The organism is Atopobium sp. ICM42b, assembly GCA_000564995.1.
Taxonomy (GTDB): Bacteria; Actinomycetota; Coriobacteriia; order Coriobacteriales; family Atopobiaceae; genus Lancefieldella.
Genome location: JDFH01000006.1, coordinates 73,090 through 97,622, shown reverse-complemented (window position 1 = coordinate 97,622; position 24,533 = coordinate 73,090). Strand labels below are relative to the sequence as shown.

The following is a 24,533-nucleotide window of genomic DNA, read 5'->3' as shown; positions in this document are numbered from 1 at the left end:
GCTATGCACGCTCCTCAAGCATTTTGGTCACACGGTCCAAAAGCTCTGAAGCTACGTCAGCAAGTGGCAAAGTCTCAAGCTGTTCTATACCTTGAGGAGTTACAAAAGCCACACGGTCTGTATCTGAACCAAAGGTTGAATCTGGCCTAGAAACATCATTTGCCACAATCATGGAGCAACCTTTACGCTCAAGTTTAGCCTGAGCATGCTCCAAGACGTTATTTGTCTCTGCTGCAAAACCTACGACAACCTGGTCTTTCTTAGTCTTAGAAAGGCTGGCGAGAATATCGGTGGTTTCTTTAAGGTCAATAGACTCAAGATGCTCTTGTGATTTCTTGAGCTTATGATCTGCTGGATGAGCTGGTGTGTAGTCGGCAACAGCTGCCGTCAAAATAGCGGCATCAACACCGTCAAAGACGTTTACACATGCCTTATACATGTCTTCAGCAGACACTACTCTTTGCACGTTGACTCCTTGAGGAGCCTCAAGATATGTGGGTCCAGAGATAAGGGTGACCTCTGCTCCACGACTAGCTGCAACTTTAGCCACGGTATAGCCAAGTTTTCCTGTAGAACAGTTGGCAATAAAGCGAACTGGATCGATCTTCTCGTGCGTTGGTCCTGCGGTAATAAGAAGCTTTTTACCTGCTAGATCTTGCTTGGATGGTGCCGCGTCATTACCAGAAAGAACCTTCAGTGCAGCGTCTACAATCTGCTGTACTGGAGCAAGCTTGCCATCACCGGTATAACCGCAGGCAAGACGCCCTGACTCGGGCATAACCATGTGGATGCCGCGTTGACGGAGTAGCGCTACATTTGCCTGAGTTGCAGGATTTTTCCACATATGCGTATTCATGGCAGGAGCCACAAGAACTGGCGTGTGAGCTGCTAGAAGCGTTGCACTTGCAGCGTCATCAGCTATACCATGAGCCATCTTTGCCATGATATTGGCAGTAGCTGGTACAACTACCATGCAATCTGCCCAATCAGCAAGGTCAACGTGAGCAACTGGAGTTTCGGCATTGTTGTAGAGCGACTGCACTACCTCATGATGCGTTAATGCTTCAAAGGTAGTCTTTCCTACAAACTGAGCTGCATCTTCTGTCATAACAACACGAACATCACAGTCAGCTTTCTGAAGGCCTCTGAGTACTTCGCAGGCTTTATATGCAGCAATTCCTCCGCACACCACAAGGCATACAGAGGACTGAGTGGTTTTATCCAACATGGCGATAAATTCCTTTATTCTTCAAACGCTGTAGATGTAATAAGCATCCTGTGGCAATAAGGGCACTCAGCAATCTCGGAGCTGTGCTGAAGATCGTGGAATGAACTTGGCTGCAGTTTAACGCGACAGACACTTGGAACGTTTCCTACAAGGTGCTCAACTGCCAGGCCCTTAAAACGTTTACGTGCAGCTTCATAGCGCTCAAGCGTGTCAGAAGAAATCTGAGCTGCAAGCTCTTCTCGAGATTTAGAGAGCTCAACAATCTCTGCGCGAAGAGCCGCAGAATCAATCTCAAGGGACTGAGAAAGGCCCTCACGCTCTTTCATAAGCTTTACCTGCAAGTCTTGAGCTGTCTGATAAGCCTTCTTGCACTTCTCAAGCTCTTCTGCTTTTGCTGCAAGCTTAAAATCGCACTTCTCGATATTCTTTGCCAAAGAAGAAAGCTGCTGGTCAAAGTCTCTAAGAGCACGATGATTAGTAGCGGTTTCTACAGTAGCAGAGACCTCTTCTGTCTTTTGAACATAGTGGGCACGCTGCTCATTGAGGTCAGAAATATCAATTTCTACGTCTTTTTTAACGCCAAGTACCTGCTTAAGCTGAGAAGCAATCTTTTTCTCTGCAAGTTGGGCGTTTTTAATTTTTTGAACCTGGGGCATTGAGGCCAAGTTGGATGCGAGTTTTAGCAGCTGCAAATCAATATCCTGGAGCTGCATCAGATTTACAGACTCACTCATAGGGCCTCCTCATATACGGTTACTCATCTAGTCTACCGTAAATAAGGACGTATCGGACGCAGAACATAACTAATGCAGAGATTAGTATGTGAAAAATTTATCCAACAATCTGCAGCAAGGTTGCACAGAAGGCATCAAGATCAGCTTCAGAAACGCGCTCGTCAAAAGTAATGCGGAGGCTGCCCAGAGCCTCGTTTCTAGAAATTCCCATAGCCGAGAGAACATGACTTGCGTCAAGAGAGCCTGAAGAACACGCAGAGCCAGCTGAGACTTCAAATCCCGCTTGATCAAGCTTTAAGATAAGCGTCTCAGAATCCATTGAGGGAACCATAATGCTGACCGTACCAGGCATATGGTCTTTGCCAGCATAAGCCTCTGTAGTCGGCTTAATCTTAGGAGAAGCACAAAGAGTCTCGTACACCTTATTAGCGCGCGCAGAAACGCTCTCTTGCGTTTGAGTAAGGTTATCCTGGCACCACTGAGCAGCCGCGGCAAACGCAACTGCGCTTCGAACATCCTGAGTGCCATGACGTCTACCAGACTCTTGTCCCCCGCCGTAACTTTGAGCCTTAAAGGGAACCTTGGAACGCATAAGCACTGCGGCAATACCCAGAGGTCCACCAATTTTATGGGCAGCAACAGTAAGAGCATCTACGCCTGCTACCTCAAGAGGGATACGACCAAACGCCTGAACGGCGTCAGTGTGGAAAAGCGCTCCCACCTTATGAGCAGCGTGTGCAAGGTCTACAACTGGTTGAATAACGCCCGTTTCATTGTTGGCATACATAACAGAAACAAGAGCTACCGACTGGTCCAAAAGACCCTCAAGTGTAGAAGCCTCAATCTTTCCCTGACGGTTAGGCTGAGCAATTCTTACCTCAAAGCCCTTCTCGCGAAGAACAGGCGCAAGATCCAAAACAGAATCATGTTCAATTGCCGAGAAAACCACCGTGTTGCGCTTGTGATCCTTGTTACGAATACCTTCTGCCATACCAAGAACTGAGAGGTTATTGCCCTCGGTACCGCCGGAGCAAAAGACCACGTCAGGAGCTCTAAATTTGCCGCCTACCGCACGTGCAATAACACCACGAGCACCATCAAGCTCTCGCGCTGCTTGACGTCCAAGCGAGTGCAAAGAGTTTGGGTTCACTCCAGCAATGGGTGAAGCCTCATAGGTTTTCTCGGCATCTAGCGCCTCTGGGCGTATTGGTGCTGAAGCTGCATAGTCTAAGTAAACGTAATCCATAACGTGTTTCTGTAGATTCAATCTTGGTGATCTGGCGAAGATAATGCTTGAGCTATCGCGTTTAGCCCTGAACGGTAAGAGCAGACTCGCCAGCGTTGCGGATAGCCTCAATAGTTGCACCGCGGTCTTCCTGGCCAAACACAGCGCTACCTGCAACAAGCATATCAGCACCAGCAGCTACAACATCAGCTGCGTTAGCTGCACTAATACCACCATCAACCTCAATCAGAGGGTTAACGTTGTGCTTACGGCAGAGCTCTTTGAGTGCCTTGAGCTTCTCAATTGAGTGAGGAATAAACTTCTGTCCACCAAAACCAGGGTTAACCGTCATGATAAGTACCAGGTCAAGGTCTTCAATAAGATCCTCAAGAACGCTTACAGGAGTACCAGGGCAAAGAGAAATGCCAGCCTTAGCACCAGAGTCCTTAATAAGATGGACAAGACGATGAGCGTGAACCTCAGCCTCGTAGTGGAAGGTAACAACGTCAGCGCCGCGGTCCAGGAACAGAGGTGCAATCTCAGCTGGATTGGTAACCATCAGATGGACATCAATGGGCAGCTCAGAAGACTTTTTGCAGTAAGAGAAAATATCTGGACCAAAAGAGATATTAGGAACAAAGTGACCGTCCATCACGTCGTAATGGATGTAGTCAGCATTTGCAATTGAATCAAGCTCACTCTTAAGCTTGGAAAAATCCGCGGACAGGACTGATGGAGCTACTAGGACGTTATTCATTAAACTCTCCTATCGAGTCATTCCATAAAATTCTTCATTAGGCAGACGGTTGGTAAGGCGAGAAGTAATGTCTTCTGGCGTAGCGCCTTCGTAAAGCACAGCATGAACAGCTGAAGTGATAGGCATCTCAACGTCCATCTGCTGACCAAGCTCATAAAGACCAATGACAGCCTGAGCGCCTTCAACAACCATACCGGTTTCTTCCTGGTATGACTGAAGCGTCTTGCCCTTAACCAGGGCTTCTCCAAACGTTCGATTTCTTGAATGCTCGGAGGTGCAGGTAGCCACCAAGTCACCCATACCAGCAAGACCCATACAGGTGAGTGGGTCTCCGCCGATAGCGCACACTACGCGACCAAGTTCTGCCAAGCCGCGGGTCATTAGGGCCGCAAGGGCGTTATCGCCATTACCAAGGCCAACAGCAATACCACAGGCAATAGCTACAACGTTTTTAGCGGCAGCACACGCCTCAACGCCACGCACGTCAGAGCTAATGTAGGTTCTGAAGTACGGACGAGAAAGCAGTGTCTGGAAGCGCTTAGCAACCTCGGCATCTTCAGACGCTACAACTGCAGCAGAGATTCCCTGTTTAATAACCTCTTCTGCATGGTTTGGACCAGAAAGCACGGCAATTCTGGCAGGATTTCCTAGCTCGTCAGCAGCTACCTCATGCATAAGCTTGTGAGAACCAGCCTCCATACCCTTGGAGAGGATCAAAACATCAACCTCAGGGTCAAGATATGGTGCGCAAGCAGCACAAACAGAGCGTAAAAACGCAGAAGGAGCAGCCATAACAACAGCATCTACACCGGTGAGAGCCTCAGCTTCACTAGTGGTAGACACAATATTAAGTGGTAGCTCGGAATCAGAAAGATGTCTGCAGTTGACGTGCTCTTTATTGATGGATTCGGTGACATCGGCCTCTCTAGACCAGATAATTACCTCATCACAGGTAGAAGCAAGTAGTGTTGAAAGTGCGGTACCCCACGATCCCGAACCAATAACAGCAACTTTTTTCATGATTACTTGTCCTTTTTCTTATCGCCGAAAGAGAATTTAGACTCACTACCAGCATTAAGACGATTGATATTCTCGCGATGTGCCCAAATTACTGCAGCTGCCACAACAAATACCGGAATAGTTGCCACGGGGTCCATACCAAATAAAAGGCAGAAAAGCGGAATGGCAACCGCTGCACCAATGGAGCCAAGTGATACGTACTTAGTTGGTACGGCAAGCGTAATAAACACCGCAAGAGCTACGAGTGCTGCAAGCGGATTTACCGCAAGGCCACCACCAAATCCAACAGCAATTCCTTTGCCGCCGTGGAAGTGAAGCCATGGCGAGAAGATATGACCAAGAACGCAGCAGGCATACACAAAAGAAATGATGAACTCAGCCTCTGCGTGATCATTTCCCGAGACTAGAGGAGTAAATCCCTGGGCTCCCAAGAACCAACGAACAAGCATGACACTGACAATGCCCTTACCTGCATCGCAAAGAAGCGTAAGAATACCTGCAGCTTTACCAGCATTTCTTGCAACATTGGTGGTGCCAATGTTTCCTGATCCAAGTTTGCGAATATCTTCATGAGCCATAACACTTGCAATAATCAGGCCAAATGGAACGCCACCAAGGCCAAATGCAATTAGTCCAAAAATCAGAGCAACAACAATGCCAGACATTAGTTAGACTCAACCTTCTTACGGAACTTCAAACGAATAGGTGTGCCAACCAGAGGGAACTTCTCGCGAAGTCTGTTCTCAATAAAGCGCTCGTAGTTATCGTCAACAAGGTCTGGAGCGTTGCACCAGAACGAGATAACAGGAGGCTTGGAGCCCGTCTGAGTGGCGTACTGAATCTTAAGACGGCGGCCGCGGTCAGAAACCGTGTGTCCGCCCTCTCTGATCTGAGCGAGAAGCTCGTTGAGCTCGGAAGTCTTGAGCTGAAGTGCGCGGGATTCTGCAGCCGAAAGAGCGGCGGCAAGCACCTTATCAATAGCGCGTCCGGTAAGTGCAGAAACGTTGATGGAAGCAATCCATGGCGCAAAGGCTAGGCGCTTTGCTACAGAGACTGCTACCTCATCGCGCTTTGCCTCAGAGTCAATAAGGTCCCACTTGTTAAGCAGGAGTACCAGAGCACATCCGCGCTCAACAGCCATGTTAGCAAGCTTTTGGTCCTGCTCGGTTACGCCAACAGAGGCGTCAACCACAAGAAGACAGACGTCTGCGCGGTCCATTGCCTGCAGACCTCTAACCAGACTGTAGTACTCAACGTCTTCATGTACCTGGCTCTTCTTGCGAATACCTGCAGTATCAACAAGACGAATGGGAGTTCCCTTCCATTCAATCATGGTGTCAATAGCATCGCGCGTAGTGCCCGCAACGTCAGAAACAATGGAGCGTTTCTTGTTAGCTAGGCGGTTTGCCAGTGAAGACTTACCAACGTTTGGACGACCAATAATTGCAAGGTTAAGGATGCCATCATCCTCTGGTTCTTCATCAGCCTCGGGGAATGCGTTGACAATATCATCCAACAAGTCACCAGTACCGTGACCATGAGAGGCAGACAGAGGCAGAGGCTCTCCACAACCAAGTGCATAGAAGTCCCAAAGACCATCCTGCTCTGTTGCAGGATTATCTTTCTTGTTGACAACCAAGAACACGGGCTTGGCGCTCTTGCGAACAATGCGTGCAACCTCTTCGTCTTCATCGGTAACGCCGGTAGAGCCGTCTACCACAAAGACAATAACGTCTGCCTCTTCACACGCAAGAAGTGCCTGCTCACGAATGTGTGGAGCAAAGCGATCCTGCGATTTAATTGACTCAATACCGCCGGTATCAATGAGCTTAAACTCACGACCATTCCAGTCAGCATCGTGATATGAGCGGTCTCGGGTTACTCCCCTTGACTCGTGCACGATTGCATCGCGTTTCTCGGCAATTCTATTTACCAGCGTGGACTTGCCAACATTTGGGCGTCCAACAATAGCAACAATGGGCTTAGCCATGTCTCACCTTTCATTCAGTTAGTTTAATAATACCAGCAATACGTGGCTAATCCCACTCTTTGAGCGCTTTAATGCACGACTTGGCAATGTTTGTGGGACCAGGAATTGACATGATGACTTTTGCTCCGCGAGCCTCTAGCTGCGCAGTTAAATCGGCTAGTGACATGCCATCAAGGGTCACCTTATCAAAGTTAAACATGACCTCAGGAAGCACCACCAGAACATCTGTGAGGTCTTCAGGTACCTGGGCGAGAAGATCAACGGCGCAGATAAGTCCTGTGACGTTAACGTCTCCACCAAAGAAGTCGTTGCGCACGGCAAAAGTAGAAACGTTGCCGTCAGCTGACCAGTCGTCGCAGAAGGTCTGGATGGTTTGCTGAGCAGCTTCTCCTACAATCAGCAAAATCTTGCGAGAGCGGGCAGAAAGATAGGTATCTGCCTCATCAAGGCCTGCACGCATAGCATGACACACCTCTTCAGCTTCATCGAGGAAGCTTCTGAGCATGCCAATGCCATCATAGAACTGCGGATAGCCGTCGTAGGTGTACGCTGGCGGAATAGGTAGCTGGGCGTCTACGTAGAACTCGTCAGAAAGCTGGAATCGAGTAATGCCCAAAGAAGCTCGTGCACGCTCCTGGTATGGTTCAACAATTTTGACTACAGAGCGGGATAGCTCTACGTCATCAGAATACGAATGCGTAAAGCGTTTGGAGTCTTTGGTATAGCCAAGGGGAACAATGGCCAACGAGGTAATCTGCTGGTGAGCCTCTACCCAATCAAGCGTTTTATCAAGCTCTTCACCGTCATTGATATTAGGGCACAAAACAATCTGGCCATGAATTTCTATGCCCGCGTCCATGAGTTTCTCAAGCACTTCAATACCCCTGGCTGCGCGAGCACCAATAAGATTCCGACGAACGTCAGGCGAGATTGCATGCAGCGAGACGTTCATAGGCTCAAGCTTGTGAGAGATGATGCGTTCAACGTCCTCATCGGTGAGGTTAGTGAGCGTAACAAAATTACCTTGCAAGAAGCTCAGGCGATAATCGTCGTCTCTAATGGAAAGCGAGGGGCGCATGTCTTCTGGCAGCATAGCCATAAAGCAGAACTGGCACGCGTTTACGCACGTCTTGATACCGTCAAAGAGCACGTCAACAAAGTCAACGCCCCAGTCTTCTCCGGACTCGCGCTCAAGCACACACTCATAGAGCTCATCATCGCCGGGAATAGAAACTTCAAGCTCACAGAGAGAGCCGTCGGCTTCCCAGCGCCAATCAATCAGATCTTTTGGCACCACGCCATTGACCTTCTCGATAATCATGCCGGGCTCAAGGCCAGCCTTCCACGCGGGACTACCCTCTTCAACGGACTCAATAAGCGCACCAAGTCCACCAGATTTTGTATTTCCGTAGTCTGCGCGCTGTTCCATGTTAGACGCCTACGATTTGTTCAATAGCTGATTTAACTGCATTGATATGAGCTTCCGGTGTAGAAGCGCCGGCGGTAATACCAATATGCTCTGCTCCCTCAAACCAGGAAGCCTGAAGCTCATCAGCGCCTTCAATGTGATAGGTTGCGGGGCAATACAGCTTGGAAATCTCTGCTAAGCGAGTGGTATTTGCAGAGATCCTGCCGCCAATAATAATCATGATGTCAGACTCTTTTGCAAGCCTCATGCACGAGTCCTGGTGGCCTGCAGTGGCCTCGCAGATGGTATTCATGACGCGAAGCTCGTCAACAAGCGGAAGCACCGCGTTAACTACCTCAGAGAGCTTAGCGGCGCTCATGGTGGTCTGTACCACTAGACCAACCTTCTTTGCAGCTCTCATAGCGTCTGCCTGAGCGGCTACTTCTTCTACTGAGTCAATAGCCAAAGAACCTGGTACATGAGCCAGAGTTGCTTCTACCTCAGGATGTCCGGACTCTCCCACCACGTATACGGCATAGCCCTGCTTGGCGAGAAGTTCTGCAGCTCCGTGAGCCTTTTTTACAAACGGGCAGGTTGCGTCTAACACGTCAACACAGCCGTCCTTGGCAATCTGCTCCTCTTGAGGAGTTACGCCATGAGTGCGCAGCAGAAGCGCACTTCCTGCAGCTTCAGAAGCGGAATCAACCACCTCTACGCCCTGGTCTTTAAGGGACGTAACAACGCGAGGGTTATGGATAAGCGGACCAAGCGTGCGCACGGGCGCATGAGCATCTTTGACGGCTTGTTGGACCATCTGAAGAGCTCTTTCTACACCGTAACAAGCGCCTGCTTCATCGGCAATTTTAATAGTAGGCACGAACTAATTCCTTCCGGGATGCTCTTTGAGCATTGCATCTCTTAGCTCGTATACCCTCTCCATGGCCACTTCTTCCATCTCTTTTGCCTGATCTTTACGCTTCGTAGAAGTCAGATCACTAAAAGAAACCTTCTGACCAGCGCGAAGATACACCTTTACAGGCTTAACCAGAGGAGAACCTTTTTTCTTAATATCAAGCGCACCAATAATAGCTAGTGGCTGAACATCTACCTTGGCAAGCTGTGCGATAAGAGCAAAACCGCCGTGGGTTTCTCCACGTTCAGTATTGCTTCTGACTCTGGTACCCTCAGGATAAATGAGAAGCATTTCTCCTCTAGAAAGAGCCGTGGTTGCGCGACGAATTGCCTTCATATCGGCAGTTCCGCGATCTACTGGGATACCGCCCAGTCTAGAAAGCGCCCACTGAAGCGGTTTGAATTTGTTGAACTCACTCTTGTAGATGGTTCTCACGGGGATACCGTGAACAAGGAGGTGAACAACAGTAACAATGGGGTCCAAAAACGTTGGATGGTTCATGATAAGAACGCGAGGGGTCTTATCGCCAACAAAGAGCTGGTCATTGTCCCAGCGCCATCTAAACCAGATTTTTGTAATCAGTCCAAGCACACTTACTGCCAGCCACTTAAAAAACTTAGCTGGAGCTGGAAAATCAGCAAGCGCGGTATCGTAATAATCGTCAAATGAGTTTCCGCCAAAAGGACGCAAACGCTTAGATGCCGCTGCTATAGAAGACTTTTTCTCGGAGCGCTTAGGCTCTTCCGTGTGAGACTTCCCGTCATCAGAAGAGCTGCTCTCTGATCCATTTCCCTGGTGAGAAGCCCTGTGGTTGCGGGCATCTCTTTTGCCGAGTCCAGGATGCAGGGCAATAATAGCTGCAATAACCTCTTCAACAGAAAGCGCAGAAGAGTCAATGTGATGAGCGTCTTCTGCAGCACGAAGTGGTGCTGCCTTACGCTCAGAATCAGCCTTATCGCGAGCCTTGATGTCTTCGAGGATCTTCTCCTCATTCTTGGCGTCTACCTGGGCATCGTTTCCGGTGGCTGCGTCTCCACCCTGGCGCTGAACGGCTCGGCGGTGAGCACGAGCAGCAGGGTCTGCGGTCAAGAAAACCTTTACATCAGCTTCGGGAAATACCACGGTGCCAATGTCACGACCTTCAGCAACTACATCGCCATTCTCGCCCGCGCGACGCTGAAGTGTGACCATAGCCTCACGGACCTCAGGGATGGCTGCAACAGCGCTAACGTTTCTATCTACCTCGGGAGTACGAATCTCTGTTGTAACGTTTGAGCCGTTTGCGTAGACGGTCTGGCCGTTTGCAGAGTTACCAAACGAGATGCTAATGCTGCGTGCAACCTGAATGATTTTCTCGGTATCAGTCATATCAATGCCCTGACGCAGGCATTCTACGGTTACCGAGCGATACATTGCGCCCGTATCTAGAAAGATCAGATCCAGGCGATCAGAAAGTGCGCGAGCAACCGTAGACTTTCCGGAGCCTGCTGGGCCGTCAATAGCAACAATCATTACTTATCCCCCTCGGTGACACCCCAAATGTCACGAAAATCGTAAAAACTTGGCTCAGTGGAACGACGAATAACCTCTTCTGGATCAAGGTTAAATCCACCAAGCTTGAAATCAGAACTGCCTGTACTAGTAAAGAAGATTGAAGAGACATTTGCAAGATGCACATTCCAGCTTGAACTACCTGGGATGCCAAAAATCTCTGCCATCATAGAGCGCAAATAACCGCCATGAGAAATACACACAGTGCGTCCAGAAAGACTGGAAAGCTCGTTAAGAATAGTGCGACATCTGCTTCTTACCTGCTCGTATGACTCTGCTTCTGGAGCTGGTATGGAGTGGCCGTTTTTGTCTGAGGCCCAAGGAAACGTAAGGCCATAGGGCTTTAAAATCTCTTCTGCACCAGCAAAACGCTTGCTCTCCAAAATGCCAAAATCCATCTCTGCAAGGTCATCTTTTACCTCACAAGGAATACCAAGCTCGGTGGCAGCCATCTGGGCCATGTCTTTGCAGCGAGATAAAGGAGAGGTCCAAATTCTATCTGGATGAAATGCAACAAGCGCACGAACAGCATGCTCTCGCTGTTCAATGCCATGCTCGGTAAGCTTAACGTCTCTTCTGCCACTGAAAAAACGTTGAGTATTAGCCACGCTTTCTGGATGGCGCATAAACAAAATGCGATGAACCTGAGCTGGAACTTCAAATGGCTGCATTATGTCTCCTCTCTGGGCGTGTTTGAGCTGTTTGACGTGCACTTAGTAATTGTGCGACTAGTAGTTATTTGCTGGTATGTAAAGGCATGATGGGAGAAGCACCAGGCTCTCTACCAATAGTGCGCTCCAGAGCGGCAACTTCCTCTTCTGTAAGAAGTCTCCACTGTCCTTCTTTAACGCCTGTAAGGTGGAGCGGCCCAAACGTATCTCTGTGGAGTGCAAGTACTCGGTGATGGATTGCCAGAAGCATCTTTTTGACCTGGTGCTTTCTGCCTTCTCTAATAGTTACGCTGACCAGGGAGTTTGGCTCTCCTCCACTGGTTTTTCCTAAACCCTGTGGGGCGAGAAGTGCCTTCAGCTTGGCATCGTTGGATACAATCTCAACCTCAGCAGGAGCTGCAGGGCCGTCTTCAAGCTCAATACCTTCTCGCAGGCGATTTAGCTGCTCTTCTGTAGGTGTACCTACTACATGAGCAACATAGTGCTTCCATACATGCTTTGAGGGATGCAAAAGCTCTTGTGCCATCTGACCATCGGTAGTAAAGAACAAAAGACCCGTGGTATCCATATCAAGACGTCCAACAGGGAAAAGTCCCGGGTATTTGTCAGTGGGAACCATGTCCACAATGGTTGGTCTACCCTGAGGGTCTTTCATAGTAGTCAGATAACCTGCAGGTTTGTTGAGCATCAAGTAGACGGGTTTCTCGGCAATTGAGCAGACAATACCGTCAACTGCTACAACATCTACCAGCGGATCGACCTTACTGCCAAGCTCGGTGACTACCTGGCCGTTTACCGTGACGCGACCAGAGGTCATCAGGCGCTCAGAGCCTCGGCGGCTAGCCACTCCTGCGCGCGCCAAAAAGCGCTGCAGGCGCATGGGGACAATACGCTCTTCTGCCACGGCCTATGCATCCTCTTGCGTATCGTAACTGTCTCCCAAAAGGGAACGTTCATCGTCAATGTCTTCTGCGGCTTCTTCAAGCGTTGAAGTGAAGCTTCTGCCAGAAAGTCTCTCGCGAATAAACTGCTTGGACTCCTCATCAGGGGCAAAGTCTTCCAGCGGCGGCAACTCTCGCAAAGACTTGAGGCCAAAGCGCTCTAAGAAAAGGGCTGTTGTGCCATAGAGAATGGCTTGTCCCCTATCTGCCTCTTTGCCCACTTCTCGCACAAGGTTTTTCTCGCGAAGTGAAGAGATGACACCATCAGAGTTAACACCACGAATAGCACGGACGCCTTCACGAGTAACGGGCTGGTGATAAGCAATAACCGCCAGCGTCTCAAGCGCTGCCTGAGAAAGGCGACGCGTATCCCAGGAGAGCACAAAATCGCTGACCAGCTGATGGTGAGCTGGGTGCGTAAAGAGACGCCAACCGCCGGCTACCTCTCTGAGCTGAAATCCCCTGTTGCAGCGCGTGTACTCCTCTGCAAGCTCTTTAAGGGCTTGGGCAACTTCGGCAGGAGCTGCATTGGTGACCTTAGAAAAGTCAGCCGTGGTGATTGCATCTGTTGCAACCAAAAGCAGTGATTCTAGTGCACCTTTGAGTGACTCAGAATCTAAATAGGTAAGCTCTTCTGCCATAAGCTATTCCGCCTCTTTCTGTGCTTCATCGGGCGTATGGGTTAGCGATAAAAGCGTCTGCTGGACGTCTTGGAGCGCATTTTGAGACAAGTTAAATCCTTCAAGGTCTGGCTCATCACCAGATAGTTCTTCTAGTTCCAAAAGAACTGACTCATCAAGCTGGTATGAATCTGCGCCCTCTATGTGCTCAATCTCAATCTCGCCAAAGATGACATCCTGCTGAACACGAACAAGGCCGCGCTTAAAGAGCTCAAGCACTGCCAAAAAGTTTGCAACCACAATTTCTGGCGTATCTTGTCCGTCTAAGAGCTCAGAGAACGTCACTTTGCCCTTAGAGCGCGTGAGTCGGTCTACAGAAGCTACCGTCAGAGCTACTGGGAGCCTTTTTGGCGCCACATGTTCTGCTTCAAGCAAGAATGTCTCACGTTTTGAGTCAATGTCCGCACAAATGACAGCAAGGCTTCTGAGGGTAATGCCCTCAAGATAGTCTGGCATGAGGTTCAAGAAATCAGGATCTGGGCCCACTGAGCGTGGGAACATGTATGATTCCGCCTCCATACGACCACCTAGTGCGGCACCTGCATTTCTGAACTGCTTATAGGCAATAAGGCGAGCAATAAGAACTTCTCGCGCCTCATCAGGAGAAAGTCCGTCAAGCTCGTCATCATACTCATCTTCATCGTATGAGCTTTTGAGCGAAACATCTTGAGGCACCAAGGCATGAGCCTTCATGTCCAAAAGCGTTGACGCAACAAGGACAAAGTCACTGGCAACGTCCAGATCAAGCTCCTCCATGGCGTCAACTTCTGCCAGGTATTGATCAGCAACCTCAGAGATAGAAATGGATCCAATGGCTACTTTTTGTCTACTTACCAACTGAAGCAGCAGGTCAAATGGGCCCGAATATGTTGCAGTGTTTACTTTGTACGACATTAGATGATTCTCGCAAGTAGACTCAAAATGACGTTAGAAATGCCCCCGATAATGGACGAGAAAAAGCCCGGTGCAAAGAACATGAGTCCCACCACAGCAATCATGCAATAGGGCTCGATGGCATAGAACTTTTGACGGTTTTTCTCGCCAAGAAAATAGAGCAGCAGCTTAGATCCGTCCAAAGGCGGAATAGGCAGCATGTTAAAGACTGCCAGGCTTACGTTAATCTGAATGTAGAAGATTACCAGCGAAGAAACGTAGTACATTACCAGCGGATTTAGTGCCGCACCAAATGCAACTGCTAATGCGTTGAGCAAACGCAACAAGAGTGCGCCGAGAAACGCCTGCAAAATGTTAGACGCTGGACCTGCGAGTGCTACAAGAATCTCGTCACGACGACGATCTTTGAGGTAGTTGGGGTTATAGGGAACGGGCTTTGCGTAACCAAAGCTAGGACCACCCATCAATACCAACATAAACGGCAAAAGAATCGTACCGAACAAGTCGATGTGTGCCAGTGGATTGAGCGTCAAACGGCCAGACATTTTAGCGGTAGGGTCTCCGCACTTGTATGCAACAAAGCCATGCGCAACCTCGTGAACCACAATGGCAAAGATTACCAGTGCAAATTCAGCGAGCGTTGTCAAAAGCGATGGAACTGATGTTAAAGCAGTTGGCACAACAATCCTTATCTCAACATCTGCAAAGACACACAGACAGGCACGTACAAACAAAGACTCTCAAGAACATAACGTTAGTTACAAGACAGTAGGTACAAGACAATTTTACCCAAGATTGGCAAAACTACCTACTCGTCAATGTCAGCTTCCATCTTTTCTGAAAGCTCCAACCATTCAGCCTCAAGAGCGGGAATTTTTTTGGAGAGTGCCTGGTATTCAGCCATACACTCATCAAACTTTTGAGGATCATTATAGAGCGCCTCGTCGGCCATAAGCGTCATGAGCTCATCGTATCGTTTATGCGCAGGAGTAAGTGCAGCCTCAACCTCATCCAAGCGCTTCTTGGTCTCCCTCAGCGCACGACTTCTACGGTTGCGCTCCTCGGCCTCAGCTCTTCTCTGCTCCTTAGTCTTCACATTGCGAGAAGAACCTGCAGCTTGACCTACCTCTGGGCCAGAACTCTTAACCGCTCTTGCACCCGAAGTTCCATACGAGGACATCGTCTTGCTCGACGTCTCCCCCTGCGCTGCTGCTTGAAGCTCTGCCAGCTTAAAGAGGAAGTAATCGTAGTTACCGTCATAGACCGTAACCTTGTGGTCGCGAACGTCCACAACCTTGTTAGCTACAGCTCTGACCAGGTGCTCATCGTGACTGATCAAGATGATAGTTCCTGGGAAGTCAACAAGCGCCTTCTCTAGAACGTCAACAGAATCAATGTCTAAGTGGTTAGTTGGCTCGTCTAGAAGTAACAGCGGATCTGGAGAAACCAGCATCTTAGCAAGTGCCAGACGAGCGCGCTCGCCACCAGATAGCACATTTACGCGTTTCTCAACGTCATCGCCATGGAAAAGGAAGGCTCCAAGCAATCTACGCTCTTCAGAAGTAGTCCAGCCCGCAGCAACGGTATCAAGCTCTGCAAGTACCGTATTTGCAGGGTTCAACTCTTCAAGCTGGTGCTGTGCATAGTAAGCTTCAGTGACGTTTTGACCAAGGCTAATCTGTCCCGCATCTGGCTTAAGCTTACCAGCAATAAGCTTCATAAGAGTAGATTTACCAGCGCCGTTAGGGCCAACAAGCGCAACGTGATCTCCGCGATACAGCTTAAGGTCAACGTTATCGTAGACAAAGTTATCCTCGTACGATTTGGCCACGCCCTCAAGAGAGATGACAGTATCTCCGGTACGAGGAGGTTCTGGGAACCTAAAATGCATGTGATGAGATTGCTCCGGAAGAACTACCAGCTCTTCACGGATCTTCTCGACCTTTGCTACGCGCTCTTGAACCTGTTTTGCCTTGGTAGGCTTATACCTAAATCGCTCAATGAAGGTTTCCATATGAGCAATGTCGCGCTCTTGAGCTGCGCGTTTAGCACGGAGCTGCTCAAGATTTTCTTCTCGCTGATGCAGATAACCTGAATAATTGCCGGCATACGTGACAAGCATACGATTCTCAAGCGCCGCCACGTGCGTTACACATGCGTCCATAAATGAACGGTCATGGCTTACCAGCAAAACCGTGCCGTCATATGACGATAAGAACCTCTCAAGCCACTGAACAGATTCCAAGTCCAAGTGGTTAGTAGGCTCGTCCAGAAGAAGAACATCAGGACGTCGCAGAAGCAGCTTTGACAAAGAGATACGCATCTGCCAGCCGCCCGAAAACTCTTTAGCTGGCTTGTCAAAATCTTCTACTGGAAATCCAAGACCTGCAAGAATCTGGCGAGCTCTACTCTCTAGTTCATAGCCACCAAGACGCTCGAAGCGCTCCATAGCATGAGCGTAGTCTTCAAGATACTTATTGAGCGTTGCACCTTCAGGAGTTTCGGCAATTTTGATTGAAAGGTCGTTGACCTTTCTCTCCCACTGTTTAATCTCATGAGCGGATTCGATAACCTCGTTGAGGGCAGTTCTGTCTCCCATGAGCTCTGTTTCTTGCTCAAGATATCCAAGAGTAGCGTCTTTTGCAAAGGTAACAGTTCCCTCATCAGCAGACTCTAGGCCCATGATGATCTTTAGAAGCGTAGTCTTACCCGCACCATTAGGACCAACTAACGCCCAACGCTCACCTGCATTGAGCTGAAGTGTTGCGTTTGAATAAAGGACTCTGCCGCCAAATGACTTAGAAATCTTATCCGCAAGAGCAATCAAGTGAACTCCTCATACATATCTGAACTGGATAAGTATAAGTCATTCACTTGATTTACGTGGTGAATTATGTAAATGAAACCAGGCTTATGAAGATTTATTGACGCTTCTTATGAAGGAAAAGAGCAGCACCAGCAACAACAACAGTTGCACCAGCAACGCCAATAATCAAAGGTAGCGTAAGCGCATTATCACCGGTATTTGGAAGAACGGACTTCTTAACCTTCTTAGCCTTTGGAGCCTCTGGTTGTGGCTGAGGCTCTGGTGCTGGAGTTGGCTCAGGCTGTGGCTCTGGAGCAGGTGTTGGATCTGGTGCAGGCGTTGGAGCAGGAATACGAGGATCAACAAAAGTTACTGTGGCAGTAGTATTTGTACCAGTGATCTGACCAACACGAACCGTAGTATCAATCTGGTAACCATCAATAGTGGTGAGCTGTGTGATGGTAGTGGAAGTGTTACCCATAAGGTTAGGAATTACAACAGAGCCATCTGCACCAGTTGTAAGAGAGTAGCTTCCGTCAGCCTCCATGGTGAGAATACCGGTCTGAGTAAATGGAGGCGTTGGGATACGAGGTCCAGCAACGTTTGCGGCAGTAGCCTTAAGAGTTGCACCGGCAATAGGATTGCCATCTGTGTCAACGACTTTAACAATAATATTGCCTAAAATTGGCTGGTTCTCCAGTTCAGCAACGACCACATCACCTAAACCATATGTAGCGTCCCTAAAAAAGTAAGAAACAGAGTCGACCTGATGAACATAGCCATCTTTATAAGTGGTTTGTTCAACTCTATAAGCGCCGTCAGGAAGAGGAAGATAAGGCCTAAAGTAACCATCAGCTCCTGTTTCTCCCTCGGCCACGATAGTAGAACCACCTTGATAAATTACAACATGTACACCCTCAATTGGTTCACGTGTGTATTTATCAACAGCAAGAGCACTAATCTCATTGGAGTCCGCAAAAGCAATTCTTGGAGCGATGACTGACACAACGAGCGTCAACGCAACTAAAACAGCAAGAACAATGTTTTTATATCGTTTCAATTCAATTCCTTAAAACCGAATCATCCAAGTAAATACTTCTATCTATAGTAAGGGAATTAGACATTGAATTAAAGATAATATCCAAAACTAAACACAATTATTTCAAATTTTTAACTGGCAAAACTGAGGAAATCTGTACTCACCTTATAAAAATCAAGTGAACTCCCCATACATTTTCAAATTACTAAATGCACAGGTTGTTCACTTGATAGACATAAGCAAATTTTGAAGTAGATTCAATAAATCCTGTAGTCTTAGAAACGTTTCTTGCTCAGATACATTGAGACACCAGCAAGAGAGCTTAATGTACCTATAATTCCAACAATTAAAGAAGAGACACTAGAAATGTCAGAAGTGTCTGGAAGTACAGCCTTCTTTTTCTTTGGAGTCTTACGCTTTTCCGGAGTCTGTGGTTGAGGCTCAGGAGTAGGCTCTGGAGTTGGCTCAGGCTGTGGCTCTGGCTGAGGTTCTGGCTGTGGCTCTGGAGCAGGTGGCTCTGGCCTACGATTTACAAAAGTAACCGTGGTTGTTTCGTTAGAGCCAGTAATCTCACCAACCTGAGGATTAGGGTCATCGATAGTGTAGCCATCAAGAGTGGTCAGCTGAGTAATAGTAGATTCTCTCTCAACAAGATAATCCGGAATAATTACGGTGCCATCAGGCCCAGTTGTGAGCAGATAATTGTCATCAGAATCCCTATTCAACTCACCTGTCTGAGTATAAGGGACACCGGGAGCTGACGGGTCCTGAGTCATAGCACGAGGAGCGCTAGAACCAGTTAAATAGGCTGGATCAGGTGTATTAAATCCACCCATAGAAGGAGGACATGCTGGTGATGGAATTCCAGGAGTTATTTCATAAGCAGGAGTTGCCTTTAAAGTTGCGCCAGCAATAGGATTCCCGTACTGGTCAACAACTCTTACAACAATATTACCAATTCTAGTTGGGAGTTTAATTGTTGCGCGAGTTGTTTGCTCGAAGAGACGAGTATCTGAATCATAAGGGAACGTTACAGCATGTAGAGGAACCATGCCATTATTGCTGGTTGGAGAACATGCAAAGACCGAATCAACCATTACAGCATCGGTATTATATGCATAACGAGTGGGATAATTTTTTGGAATAAGCGTATAGCTTCCTGTTACTGGTACGGTGACGCTTTGTCCACCTGGAACATTTGAGGCAATTCTATTTCCAAATTCATCTTCAATGTCAAATTGAATATCAGTAATAGCATTTGAATCCCAAATACTACCTGATATCTTCTTCTCGGCACCAACATAAAGCTGGCCCATAATATGGACATTTTCAAAGTTAATGGTCTGAGGATCGCCATTACTACCAGCAGGAGCGGAGAAAGTCACGTTTTTAGCTGTGTGATCAATAACATATCCAGCTTTAAACGTTGTCTGCTCAACCTTATAACTTCCGTTAGCAAGGCTAGTCTGAGCTCTACCGTTTTGGTTAGTAATCATAGTTGCAGCGTTGGTACCGGTAACTGTATTAGTCACGGTAATTGTTACGCCATCAACAGGTTTACCATAATAGTCATCAGTAACATTAACCGTGAGCTGATTTTGAACTGCTGCTTCTGCAAGCGCAAACTTTGGAACTCCAATGACAATTACGCAGCATAGTGCAACTAAAATCGACGCTACTACATACTTGAACTTTTTCACTTCAAACCTTCCAAATCCATAAAGGATTACAAATATCTAAATCAAATGATAAAAGAAAATATCATTAAAATGAATATAAACTGCATTCTAAATTGCAATTTATTAAATTTTCATATCATCAACAATAAGAATCACCTATAAATAGCTATTCCCTATCCATCCACACACAAAAAAGCGAGAAGGCTCTTCTACTTGAAAGATCTTCTCGCCAAATAATCGTAAATCAATTTAATGAAGTTGGCTTATTTATCCATGGTGAGATGAATAGCAAAGCCAGCAATCTCGTCTTTGAAATAGACCAAAAACGTACTGCCATCTGAATTAAGCCTTCTAGATGACTCATCGATTTCAAAGCCACGACCTGCAAAGTACTTCTCGGCAGCAGGAATATTGTTAACATGGAAGCCAATATGACCCTTTGTGCCTCGGCCATTTTGTTTCATGACCTCTACCAGGGTCCCTGCAAAAAATGAGGGTGGCTGCTCAATAGTTGGAAGTCCCATAAGAGCGGTAAACAGGTTGGCAATCTTTTCTGCCTCGTCCGCATTGCTTGCGTTAATGCCAACGTGAGCAACATACATATCAAACTGCTCGACTGGATTAAGAGTGCTGGAATTGTTAGTTGAATCTGTCATACATCTCCCCTTTCCTAGAGCTCAAGTATATAAGGGAAGCTCTAATATGTGTGCTTGGCAATAAATATTAGTCATTACTGTAACTAAGTACTAACAAAAAAGGCCCAGTTACCTAGGCCTTTAAATTTCTATGGTGGGCGATGCTGGATTTGAACCAGCGACCCCTTCCGTGTGAAGGAAGTGCTCTACCCCTGAGCCAATCGCCCGAACGACTTGCAATAATAACAAACAATGACGCTAATTTCTAGCTTTTGACTTTTTTGAAGGTGAATACGTAGACACAGCTTTATTCATCTGAACAAGAATAATTCCCAGGAAGATAAGCTGAAGAATCATTGGCGTAATTACCATAGGCTGAGATGAAAGCTGCGATACAAAAACCCATTCAATGGTAAAGAGAATGAGCTCAATACCAGCAACAAGACGCACAATGCCGTGGGTTTTCTCAAAGTCTTTAGCCAGACTAATGCATTTCTGCAGAATGTAGCAGCAATAAACTGCCATTAAGCTACACAGCAGAAGCACAATCATGCTTGAAGAGAAACGACCATAGCCAACTGAGAAGGCAAAGATGACAATTCCAGCAACGCCAAGTGCTCCAAGCATAGAGGAAAGCGCCATCATCAACTTAGTTCCACGATCCATACAAACCCCCAACAAGTCAGTTCACAAGGAAAAACGTACACAAGAGGAGCTAGAACAATAAAACGACGTCAACAAAATAATTTACTTGGCCTCAAGAGACTTTTTAACTTTATGAGATCCTCGGGCAATAGCGCTGGCCATTGCCAAAAGTGCAAACAGCTCAATAAACTGCAAGGTAACAGATGGTTTAAGCACCAACTGTCCAACAACAATAGCAGCTAATACAACGCATGATCCAAAAATCATTGGATAGGCAGCAACAGCTCTATTAGGTACATTAGCCTCTCTAGCTGCATAACCACCAGTTAGAAGCGAGATCATACTTGCAAGCAAAAGAAGAGCGGAATCAATTGATGGACCAGCACCAATTACAAGAACCGCAACATTAACAAGACCTAAAAGTCCGCCAATCAAAAGCGCCAGACTAAAGAGCTTCATTTTGCGAGTCTCAGGAGTCATATATCCCCTATCTATCAAATATCACTTTGGCTATTGTACCCGTCTTTTATATAAATTAAGTAATCGAATCATTAAACGGTAGAGTGTTTCGGTAAAAGAAATGGCGAGAAAACCAAAGGGTTTCTCGCCACATGTGTATTTGGTGGGCCCAGAGGGATTTGAACCCCCAACCCAGGGATTATGAGTCCCCTGCGCTAACCGTTGCGCCATGAGCCCGTAAGAAAAAAGCGGCGACTGATGCCGCCGCCAGAATGCGTGGTGGAGAATAGGGGGATCGAACCCCTGACCTCATGACTGCCAGTCATGCGCTCTCCCAGCTGAGCTAATTCCCCGAACGTGGTGCGGGAAATACTATAGCAAACCAAAGCTCTGTTTTTCTCGACAATTTTCTAATTGGTTGTATATTTTAAAGCTCGCGCTCTGGAAGAATCTTCTCTGCCAACCAAGAGGCAACCTCATCAAGGGCAACCTCAAAGCGCTCGCCGGTAGCACGCTCTTTGACTTCTGCGATACCGTTAGCAACGCCCTTCTTGCCCACAATAACCTGCCATGGGAAGCCAATAAGATCTGCGTCTGCAAACTTAACGCCAGGACGCTCTGCACGGTCATCAACAACAGTCTCAAGACCAGCTGCAACACAGGCGTCAGCTACAGAACCTGCAGCATCCCAAATCTCTGGGTCTTTGTCAGAGAGACAAAGAACAGAAACCTCATAAGGAGCAACAGAGACTGGCCACTTGATGCCCTTCTCGTCATTGTATTGCTCAACAACAGCAGCAAGCAGCCTGGAAACACCAATGCCGTAGCAGCCCATAACCAGAGGCTTATCCTCGCCGTTTTCGTCGGTGAAGGTGGCGTTAAGAGCCGAAGAGTACTTGGTGCCAAGCTGGAAGACCTGGCCAACCTCAATACCGCGAGCAGCATGCAGAGGAAGACCACACTCAGGACAAATATCGCCCTCCTGAGAAGTGACAAGGTCTTTCCACTCGTTAATCTCAAAGTCACGACCAAGCTCAACGTGATCAAGGTGATAGTCTGCCTTGTTAGCGCCACAGAGCCACCACTGAGTATCCTCAAGAGAGAGATCTCCAACAACGCGAATGCCCTCAGGTAGACCAACAGGTCCGATGAAGCCCTTGATGAGACCATACTCCTCAAGCTCTTCATCGGTCATCATGTGATAGTCACCAAAGACGTGCTCAGCTTTAACCTCATTGAGCTCATGAGTACCTGGAACGAAGCACACAACTGGCTTACCGTTTCCGTCAACAAGAGCTAGAGCCTTACGAGTTGCTGCAGGTGAAACGTGAAGGAACTCAGCAACATCATCAATGGAGCCAATACCAGGAGTGTGAATCTCACACATCTTGCCAGACTCACGCTCTTCTACGTTGATCTTTGCTGCAGCTGCCTCAGTATCTGCAGCATAGCCGCAATCGCAGTAAACCAGGCTTGCCTCGCCAGCCTCTGCCAGCGCCATAAACTCAACAGAGGTGTCTCCACCAATCTGACCAGAGTCTGCAACTACCTGCAGAGCCTTAAGACGCGTACGGTCACAAACGTTCTGGTAAGCAACCTTCTCCTGGTCATAGCACTCTTGCAGCGACTCTTGATTTGCCGAGAAGGAATATCCGTCTTTCATAATGAACTCACGGCCACGCATAAGACCAAAGCGTGGACGACGCTCGTCACGGAACTTATCCTGAATCTGATAGAGCGTTACAGGAAGCTGCTTATAGCTCTTAAGCTCGTTTCTAATAAGGTCTGTAAAGGTCTCTTCGTGAGTTGGACCAAGAGCAAACTGACGATCATGACGGTCATGCATACGCATGAGCTCATCACCATAGACATCCCAACGACCAGACTCTTCCCAGAGCTCAGCTGGAGTCATAATAGGAACAAGAATCTCCTGAGCACCAATACCATCCATCTCATCGCGAATGATGGCCTCAATCTTTAAAAGAGAGCGCCATGCAAGTGGCAGATAAGAGTAAAGACCCGCAGCGGTCTTTCTGATCATGCCAGCACGAAGGAGCAGGCGGTGACTTGCAAGTACAGCCTCAGCTGGGTCTTCTTTGAGTGTTGGTGCATACAAAGAAGACATGCGCATCCAGTGCTTCAAGGTAGTTTCCTTTCAATATGAAGTAATACGTATAGTTTACTTATTTTTTGCCAAAACGATTCTCAATTTCGGCGAATAGCTCATCAACAATTTTATCTTCAGGCACTTTTCTAATAGGATTGCCGTTTTCAAACAACACTGCCTGACCTTTGCCACAGGCTACACCAAGGTCAACGCCCCTAGCCTCACCAGGACCGTTAACAACACATCCCATGACAGCTACAGAAATTGGAGCACGAACGCCATCCAGGCGTTTGGTAACTTCTTCTGCAATAGGAATCATGTCAACGCCACACCTGCCGCAGGTAGGGCAGCTCACCAGCTCCGGCTTAATGCGACGCATACCAAGGGCAGCAAGAAGCTCCCATGCTACGTGGACTTCTTCTACGGGATCGGCCGTTAGAGAAAGGCGCATGGTATCGCCAATACCGCTCTCAAGCAAAATGCCCACCGCAGCAGAATTCTTTACCGTTCCCTGCCTTAACGCACCGGCTTCTGTAACGCCTACATGCAGAGGAATCTGTGGAAGCTCCTTGGAAAGCGCTCGATATACCGCAAGCGTAGTAGGAACATCGTGAGCTTTTGCAGACAAAACAATGTTGTCAAAACCGCGAGAAGAAAAATGCTCTACAAAAGACTTTGACGATGCCACGAGTTTCTCGACAAGGGTCATATCTTGTCTTGTATCAAATTCTTTAGCAAGAGAGCCTGCGTTAACGCCAATTCTAATTGGAATATGTGCCTCTTTAGCTGCCTCAATGACGGCGTCAACACGCTCCATAGAACCAATGTTTCCTGGATTAATACGGAGCGCTGCCGCACCTCGCTTTGCAGCTTCAAGCGCCAGCTTATAGTCAAAGTGAATATCGGCAACAACAGGAAGTGGCGAGTATTTGCAAATCTCTTCAAAGCCGTCAAGGGCCTTTGCGTCTGGAATTGCCACACGGATAATCTCGCACCCTGCCTCGGCAAGCCCCTTGATCTGAAGGAGCGTTGCGTCTGGATCATCTGTTTTAGTGGTGCACATAGACTGAACGGAAACGGGAGCGCCGCCGCCAACCTGGACAGATCCAACCATGACGGGATGAGTTTTTGTGCGAGCAATCTCAGACATA

At 47.8% G+C, this 24,533-nt stretch carries 23 protein-coding genes and 3 tRNA genes; all 26 read right to left on the bottom strand.

Going from position 1 to position 24,533, the window contains the following annotated elements:
• Position 1 precedes the first annotated feature (1 nt).
• Positions 2-1,228 carry a bifunctional phosphopantothenoylcysteine decarboxylase/phosphopantothenate--cysteine ligase CoaBC gene (coaBC, locus tag HMPREF1493_RS02325; RefSeq protein ID WP_035427550.1) on the bottom strand — a complete coding sequence of 409 codons (1,227 nt, stop codon included), beginning with the start codon at positions 1,226-1,228 and terminating at the stop codon, positions 2-4.
• 14 nt (positions 1,229-1,242) lie between these two features.
• Complete coding sequence (locus tag HMPREF1493_RS02320) at positions 1,243-1,962, bottom strand: zinc ribbon domain-containing protein (protein WP_035427547.1); 720 nt, start codon at positions 1,960-1,962, stop codon at positions 1,243-1,245.
• A 97-nt stretch (positions 1,963-2,059) separates the two neighbouring features.
• Positions 2,060-3,208 carry a cysteine desulfurase family protein gene (locus HMPREF1493_RS02315; protein ID WP_035427544.1) on the bottom strand — a complete coding sequence of 383 codons (1,149 nt, stop codon included), beginning with the start codon at positions 3,206-3,208 and terminating at the stop codon, positions 2,060-2,062.
• Between the two features lie 61 nt (positions 3,209-3,269).
• On the bottom strand, positions 3,270-3,944 hold the full coding sequence (gene rpe / locus HMPREF1493_RS02310; protein WP_035427541.1) for a ribulose-phosphate 3-epimerase: 675 nt from the start codon (positions 3,942-3,944) through the stop codon (positions 3,270-3,272).
• Positions 3,945-3,953: 9 nt separating this feature from the next.
• On the bottom strand, positions 3,954-4,964 hold the full coding sequence (locus HMPREF1493_RS02305) for an NAD(P)H-dependent glycerol-3-phosphate dehydrogenase (RefSeq protein WP_035427538.1): 1,011 nt from the start codon (positions 4,962-4,964) through the stop codon (positions 3,954-3,956).
• A gap of 2 nt (positions 4,965-4,966) precedes the next feature.
• The gene (plsY, locus tag HMPREF1493_RS02300; protein WP_035427536.1) at positions 4,967-5,629 is read right to left on the bottom strand and encodes a glycerol-3-phosphate 1-O-acyltransferase PlsY; all 663 of its coding nucleotides are present in this window, start codon (positions 5,627-5,629) and stop codon (positions 4,967-4,969) included.
• Entirely contained in the window at positions 5,629-6,954 is a 1,326-nt protein-coding gene (gene der, locus HMPREF1493_RS02295; RefSeq protein ID WP_035427534.1) for a ribosome biogenesis GTPase Der, read from the bottom strand. The genes plsY and der overlap by 1 nt, the downstream gene beginning before the upstream one ends.
• A gap of 46 nt (positions 6,955-7,000) precedes the next feature.
• The gene (locus HMPREF1493_RS02290) at positions 7,001-8,383 is read right to left on the bottom strand and encodes a DUF512 domain-containing protein (protein ID WP_035427532.1); all 1,383 of its coding nucleotides are present in this window, start codon (positions 8,381-8,383) and stop codon (positions 7,001-7,003) included.
• A gap of 1 nt (position 8,384) precedes the next feature.
• Positions 8,385-9,239: a 4-hydroxy-3-methylbut-2-enyl diphosphate reductase gene (gene ispH / locus HMPREF1493_RS02285; RefSeq protein ID WP_035427530.1), complete on the bottom strand. Its 855-nt coding sequence runs from the start codon at positions 9,237-9,239 to the stop codon at positions 8,385-8,387.
• 3 nt (positions 9,240-9,242) lie between these two features.
• Positions 9,243-10,787 carry a (d)CMP kinase gene (gene cmk, locus HMPREF1493_RS02280; RefSeq protein ID WP_035427527.1) on the bottom strand — a complete coding sequence of 515 codons (1,545 nt, stop codon included), beginning with the start codon at positions 10,785-10,787 and terminating at the stop codon, positions 9,243-9,245.
• The gene (locus tag HMPREF1493_RS02275) at positions 10,787-11,497 is read right to left on the bottom strand and encodes a histidine phosphatase family protein (protein ID WP_035427524.1); all 711 of its coding nucleotides are present in this window, start codon (positions 11,495-11,497) and stop codon (positions 10,787-10,789) included. Before HMPREF1493_RS02275 ends, cmk begins: the two co-directional genes overlap by 1 nt.
• A gap of 64 nt (positions 11,498-11,561) precedes the next feature.
• Positions 11,562-12,401 carry a pseudouridine synthase gene (locus HMPREF1493_RS02270; RefSeq protein ID WP_035427522.1) on the bottom strand — a complete coding sequence of 280 codons (840 nt, stop codon included), beginning with the start codon at positions 12,399-12,401 and terminating at the stop codon, positions 11,562-11,564.
• A 3-nt stretch (positions 12,402-12,404) separates the two neighbouring features.
• Positions 12,405-13,079, bottom strand: coding sequence for an SMC-Scp complex subunit ScpB (scpB, locus tag HMPREF1493_RS02265; RefSeq protein ID WP_035427519.1), 675 nt, complete (start codon positions 13,077-13,079; stop codon positions 12,405-12,407).
• A 3-nt stretch (positions 13,080-13,082) separates the two neighbouring features.
• Positions 13,083-14,012, bottom strand: coding sequence for a segregation and condensation protein A (locus tag HMPREF1493_RS02260; protein ID WP_035427518.1), 930 nt, complete (start codon positions 14,010-14,012; stop codon positions 13,083-13,085).
• Positions 14,012-14,692, bottom strand: coding sequence for a site-2 protease family protein (locus HMPREF1493_RS02255; protein ID WP_035427516.1), 681 nt, complete (start codon positions 14,690-14,692; stop codon positions 14,012-14,014). The genes HMPREF1493_RS02260 and HMPREF1493_RS02255 overlap by 1 nt, the downstream gene beginning before the upstream one ends.
• 128 nt (positions 14,693-14,820) lie before the next feature.
• Positions 14,821-16,839 (bottom strand): ABC-F family ATP-binding cassette domain-containing protein, encoded by a 2,019-nt coding sequence (locus HMPREF1493_RS02250; RefSeq protein WP_035427514.1) that lies wholly within the window; start codon positions 16,837-16,839, stop codon positions 14,821-14,823.
• Positions 16,840-16,933: 94 nt separating this feature from the next.
• A complete protein-coding gene (locus HMPREF1493_RS02245; protein ID WP_035427510.1) occupies positions 16,934-17,878 on the bottom strand; it encodes an LPXTG cell wall anchor domain-containing protein in 945 nt (314 codons plus the stop codon).
• Between the two features lie 254 nt (positions 17,879-18,132).
• Entirely contained in the window at positions 18,133-19,557 is a 1,425-nt protein-coding gene (locus tag HMPREF1493_RS02240; RefSeq protein WP_035427507.1) for a SpaA isopeptide-forming pilin-related protein, read from the bottom strand.
• A 242-nt stretch (positions 19,558-19,799) separates the two neighbouring features.
• On the bottom strand, positions 19,800-20,192 hold the full coding sequence (locus tag HMPREF1493_RS02235) for a VOC family protein (protein WP_035427504.1): 393 nt from the start codon (positions 20,190-20,192) through the stop codon (positions 19,800-19,802).
• Positions 20,193-20,323: 131 nt separating this feature from the next.
• Positions 20,324-20,398: transfer RNA gene (locus tag HMPREF1493_RS02230), tRNA-Val, on the bottom strand.
• Positions 20,399-20,429: 31 nt separating this feature from the next.
• On the bottom strand, positions 20,430-20,837 hold the full coding sequence (locus HMPREF1493_RS02225; RefSeq protein WP_035427503.1) for a hypothetical protein: 408 nt from the start codon (positions 20,835-20,837) through the stop codon (positions 20,430-20,432).
• An 81-nt stretch (positions 20,838-20,918) separates the two neighbouring features.
• The gene (locus HMPREF1493_RS02220; protein ID WP_035427501.1) at positions 20,919-21,296 is read right to left on the bottom strand and encodes a hypothetical protein; all 378 of its coding nucleotides are present in this window, start codon (positions 21,294-21,296) and stop codon (positions 20,919-20,921) included.
• A gap of 140 nt (positions 21,297-21,436) precedes the next feature.
• A tRNA-Ile gene (locus tag HMPREF1493_RS02215) sits at positions 21,437-21,512 on the bottom strand.
• Between the two features lie 40 nt (positions 21,513-21,552).
• Positions 21,553-21,628, bottom strand: a tRNA-Ala gene (locus tag HMPREF1493_RS02210).
• Positions 21,629-21,702: 74 nt separating this feature from the next.
• Entirely contained in the window at positions 21,703-23,406 is a 1,704-nt protein-coding gene (locus tag HMPREF1493_RS02205; RefSeq protein WP_035427716.1) for a proline--tRNA ligase, read from the bottom strand.
• A gap of 52 nt (positions 23,407-23,458) precedes the next feature.
• Positions 23,459-24,532 (bottom strand): flavodoxin-dependent (E)-4-hydroxy-3-methylbut-2-enyl-diphosphate synthase, encoded by a 1,074-nt coding sequence (gene ispG, locus HMPREF1493_RS02200; RefSeq protein WP_035427499.1) that lies wholly within the window; start codon positions 24,530-24,532, stop codon positions 23,459-23,461.
• Between the last annotated feature and the right edge of the window lies 1 nt (position 24,533).

Excerpts from the sequence above, each read along its gene's own strand:
- coaBC (WP_035427550.1), bottom strand. The coding sequence starts at position 1,228 with ATGTTGGATAAAACCACTCAGTCCTCTGTATGCCTTGTGGTGTGCGGA.
- HMPREF1493_RS02320 (WP_035427547.1), bottom strand. The coding sequence starts at position 1,962 with ATGAGTGAGTCTGTAAATCTGATGCAGCTCCAGGATATTGATTTGCAG.
- HMPREF1493_RS02315 (WP_035427544.1), bottom strand. The coding sequence starts at position 3,208 with ATGGATTACGTTTACTTAGACTATGCAGCTTCAGCACCAATACGCCCA.
- rpe (WP_035427541.1), bottom strand. The coding sequence starts at position 3,944 with ATGAATAACGTCCTAGTAGCTCCATCAGTCCTGTCCGCGGATTTTTCC.
- HMPREF1493_RS02305 (WP_035427538.1), bottom strand. The coding sequence starts at position 4,964 with ATGAAAAAAGTTGCTGTTATTGGTTCGGGATCGTGGGGTACCGCACTT.
- plsY (WP_035427536.1), bottom strand. The coding sequence starts at position 5,629 with ATGTCTGGCATTGTTGTTGCTCTGATTTTTGGACTAATTGCATTTGGC.
- der (WP_035427534.1), bottom strand. The coding sequence starts at position 6,954 with ATGGCTAAGCCCATTGTTGCTATTGTTGGACGCCCAAATGTTGGCAAG.
- HMPREF1493_RS02290 (WP_035427532.1), bottom strand. The coding sequence starts at position 8,383 with ATGGAACAGCGCGCAGACTACGGAAATACAAAATCTGGTGGACTTGGT.
- cmk (WP_035427527.1), bottom strand. The coding sequence starts at position 10,787 with ATGATTGTTGCTATTGACGGCCCAGCAGGCTCCGGAAAGTCTACGGTT.
- HMPREF1493_RS02275 (WP_035427524.1), bottom strand. The coding sequence starts at position 11,497 with ATGCAGCCATTTGAAGTTCCAGCTCAGGTTCATCGCATTTTGTTTATG.
- scpB (WP_035427519.1), bottom strand. The coding sequence starts at position 13,079 with ATGGCAGAAGAGCTTACCTATTTAGATTCTGAGTCACTCAAAGGTGCA.
- HMPREF1493_RS02260 (WP_035427518.1), bottom strand. The coding sequence starts at position 14,012 with ATGTCGTACAAAGTAAACACTGCAACATATTCGGGCCCATTTGACCTG.
- HMPREF1493_RS02235 (WP_035427504.1), bottom strand. The coding sequence starts at position 20,192 with ATGACAGATTCAACTAACAATTCCAGCACTCTTAATCCAGTCGAGCAG.
- HMPREF1493_RS02225 (WP_035427503.1), bottom strand. The coding sequence starts at position 20,837 with ATGGATCGTGGAACTAAGTTGATGATGGCGCTTTCCTCTATGCTTGGA.
- HMPREF1493_RS02220 (WP_035427501.1), bottom strand. The coding sequence starts at position 21,296 with ATGACTCCTGAGACTCGCAAAATGAAGCTCTTTAGTCTGGCGCTTTTG.
- HMPREF1493_RS02205 (WP_035427716.1), bottom strand. The coding sequence starts at position 23,406 with ATGCGCATGTCTTCTTTGTATGCACCAACACTCAAAGAAGACCCAGCT.
- ispG (WP_035427499.1), bottom strand. The coding sequence starts at position 24,532 with ATGTCTGAGATTGCTCGCACAAAAACTCATCCCGTCATGGTTGGATCT.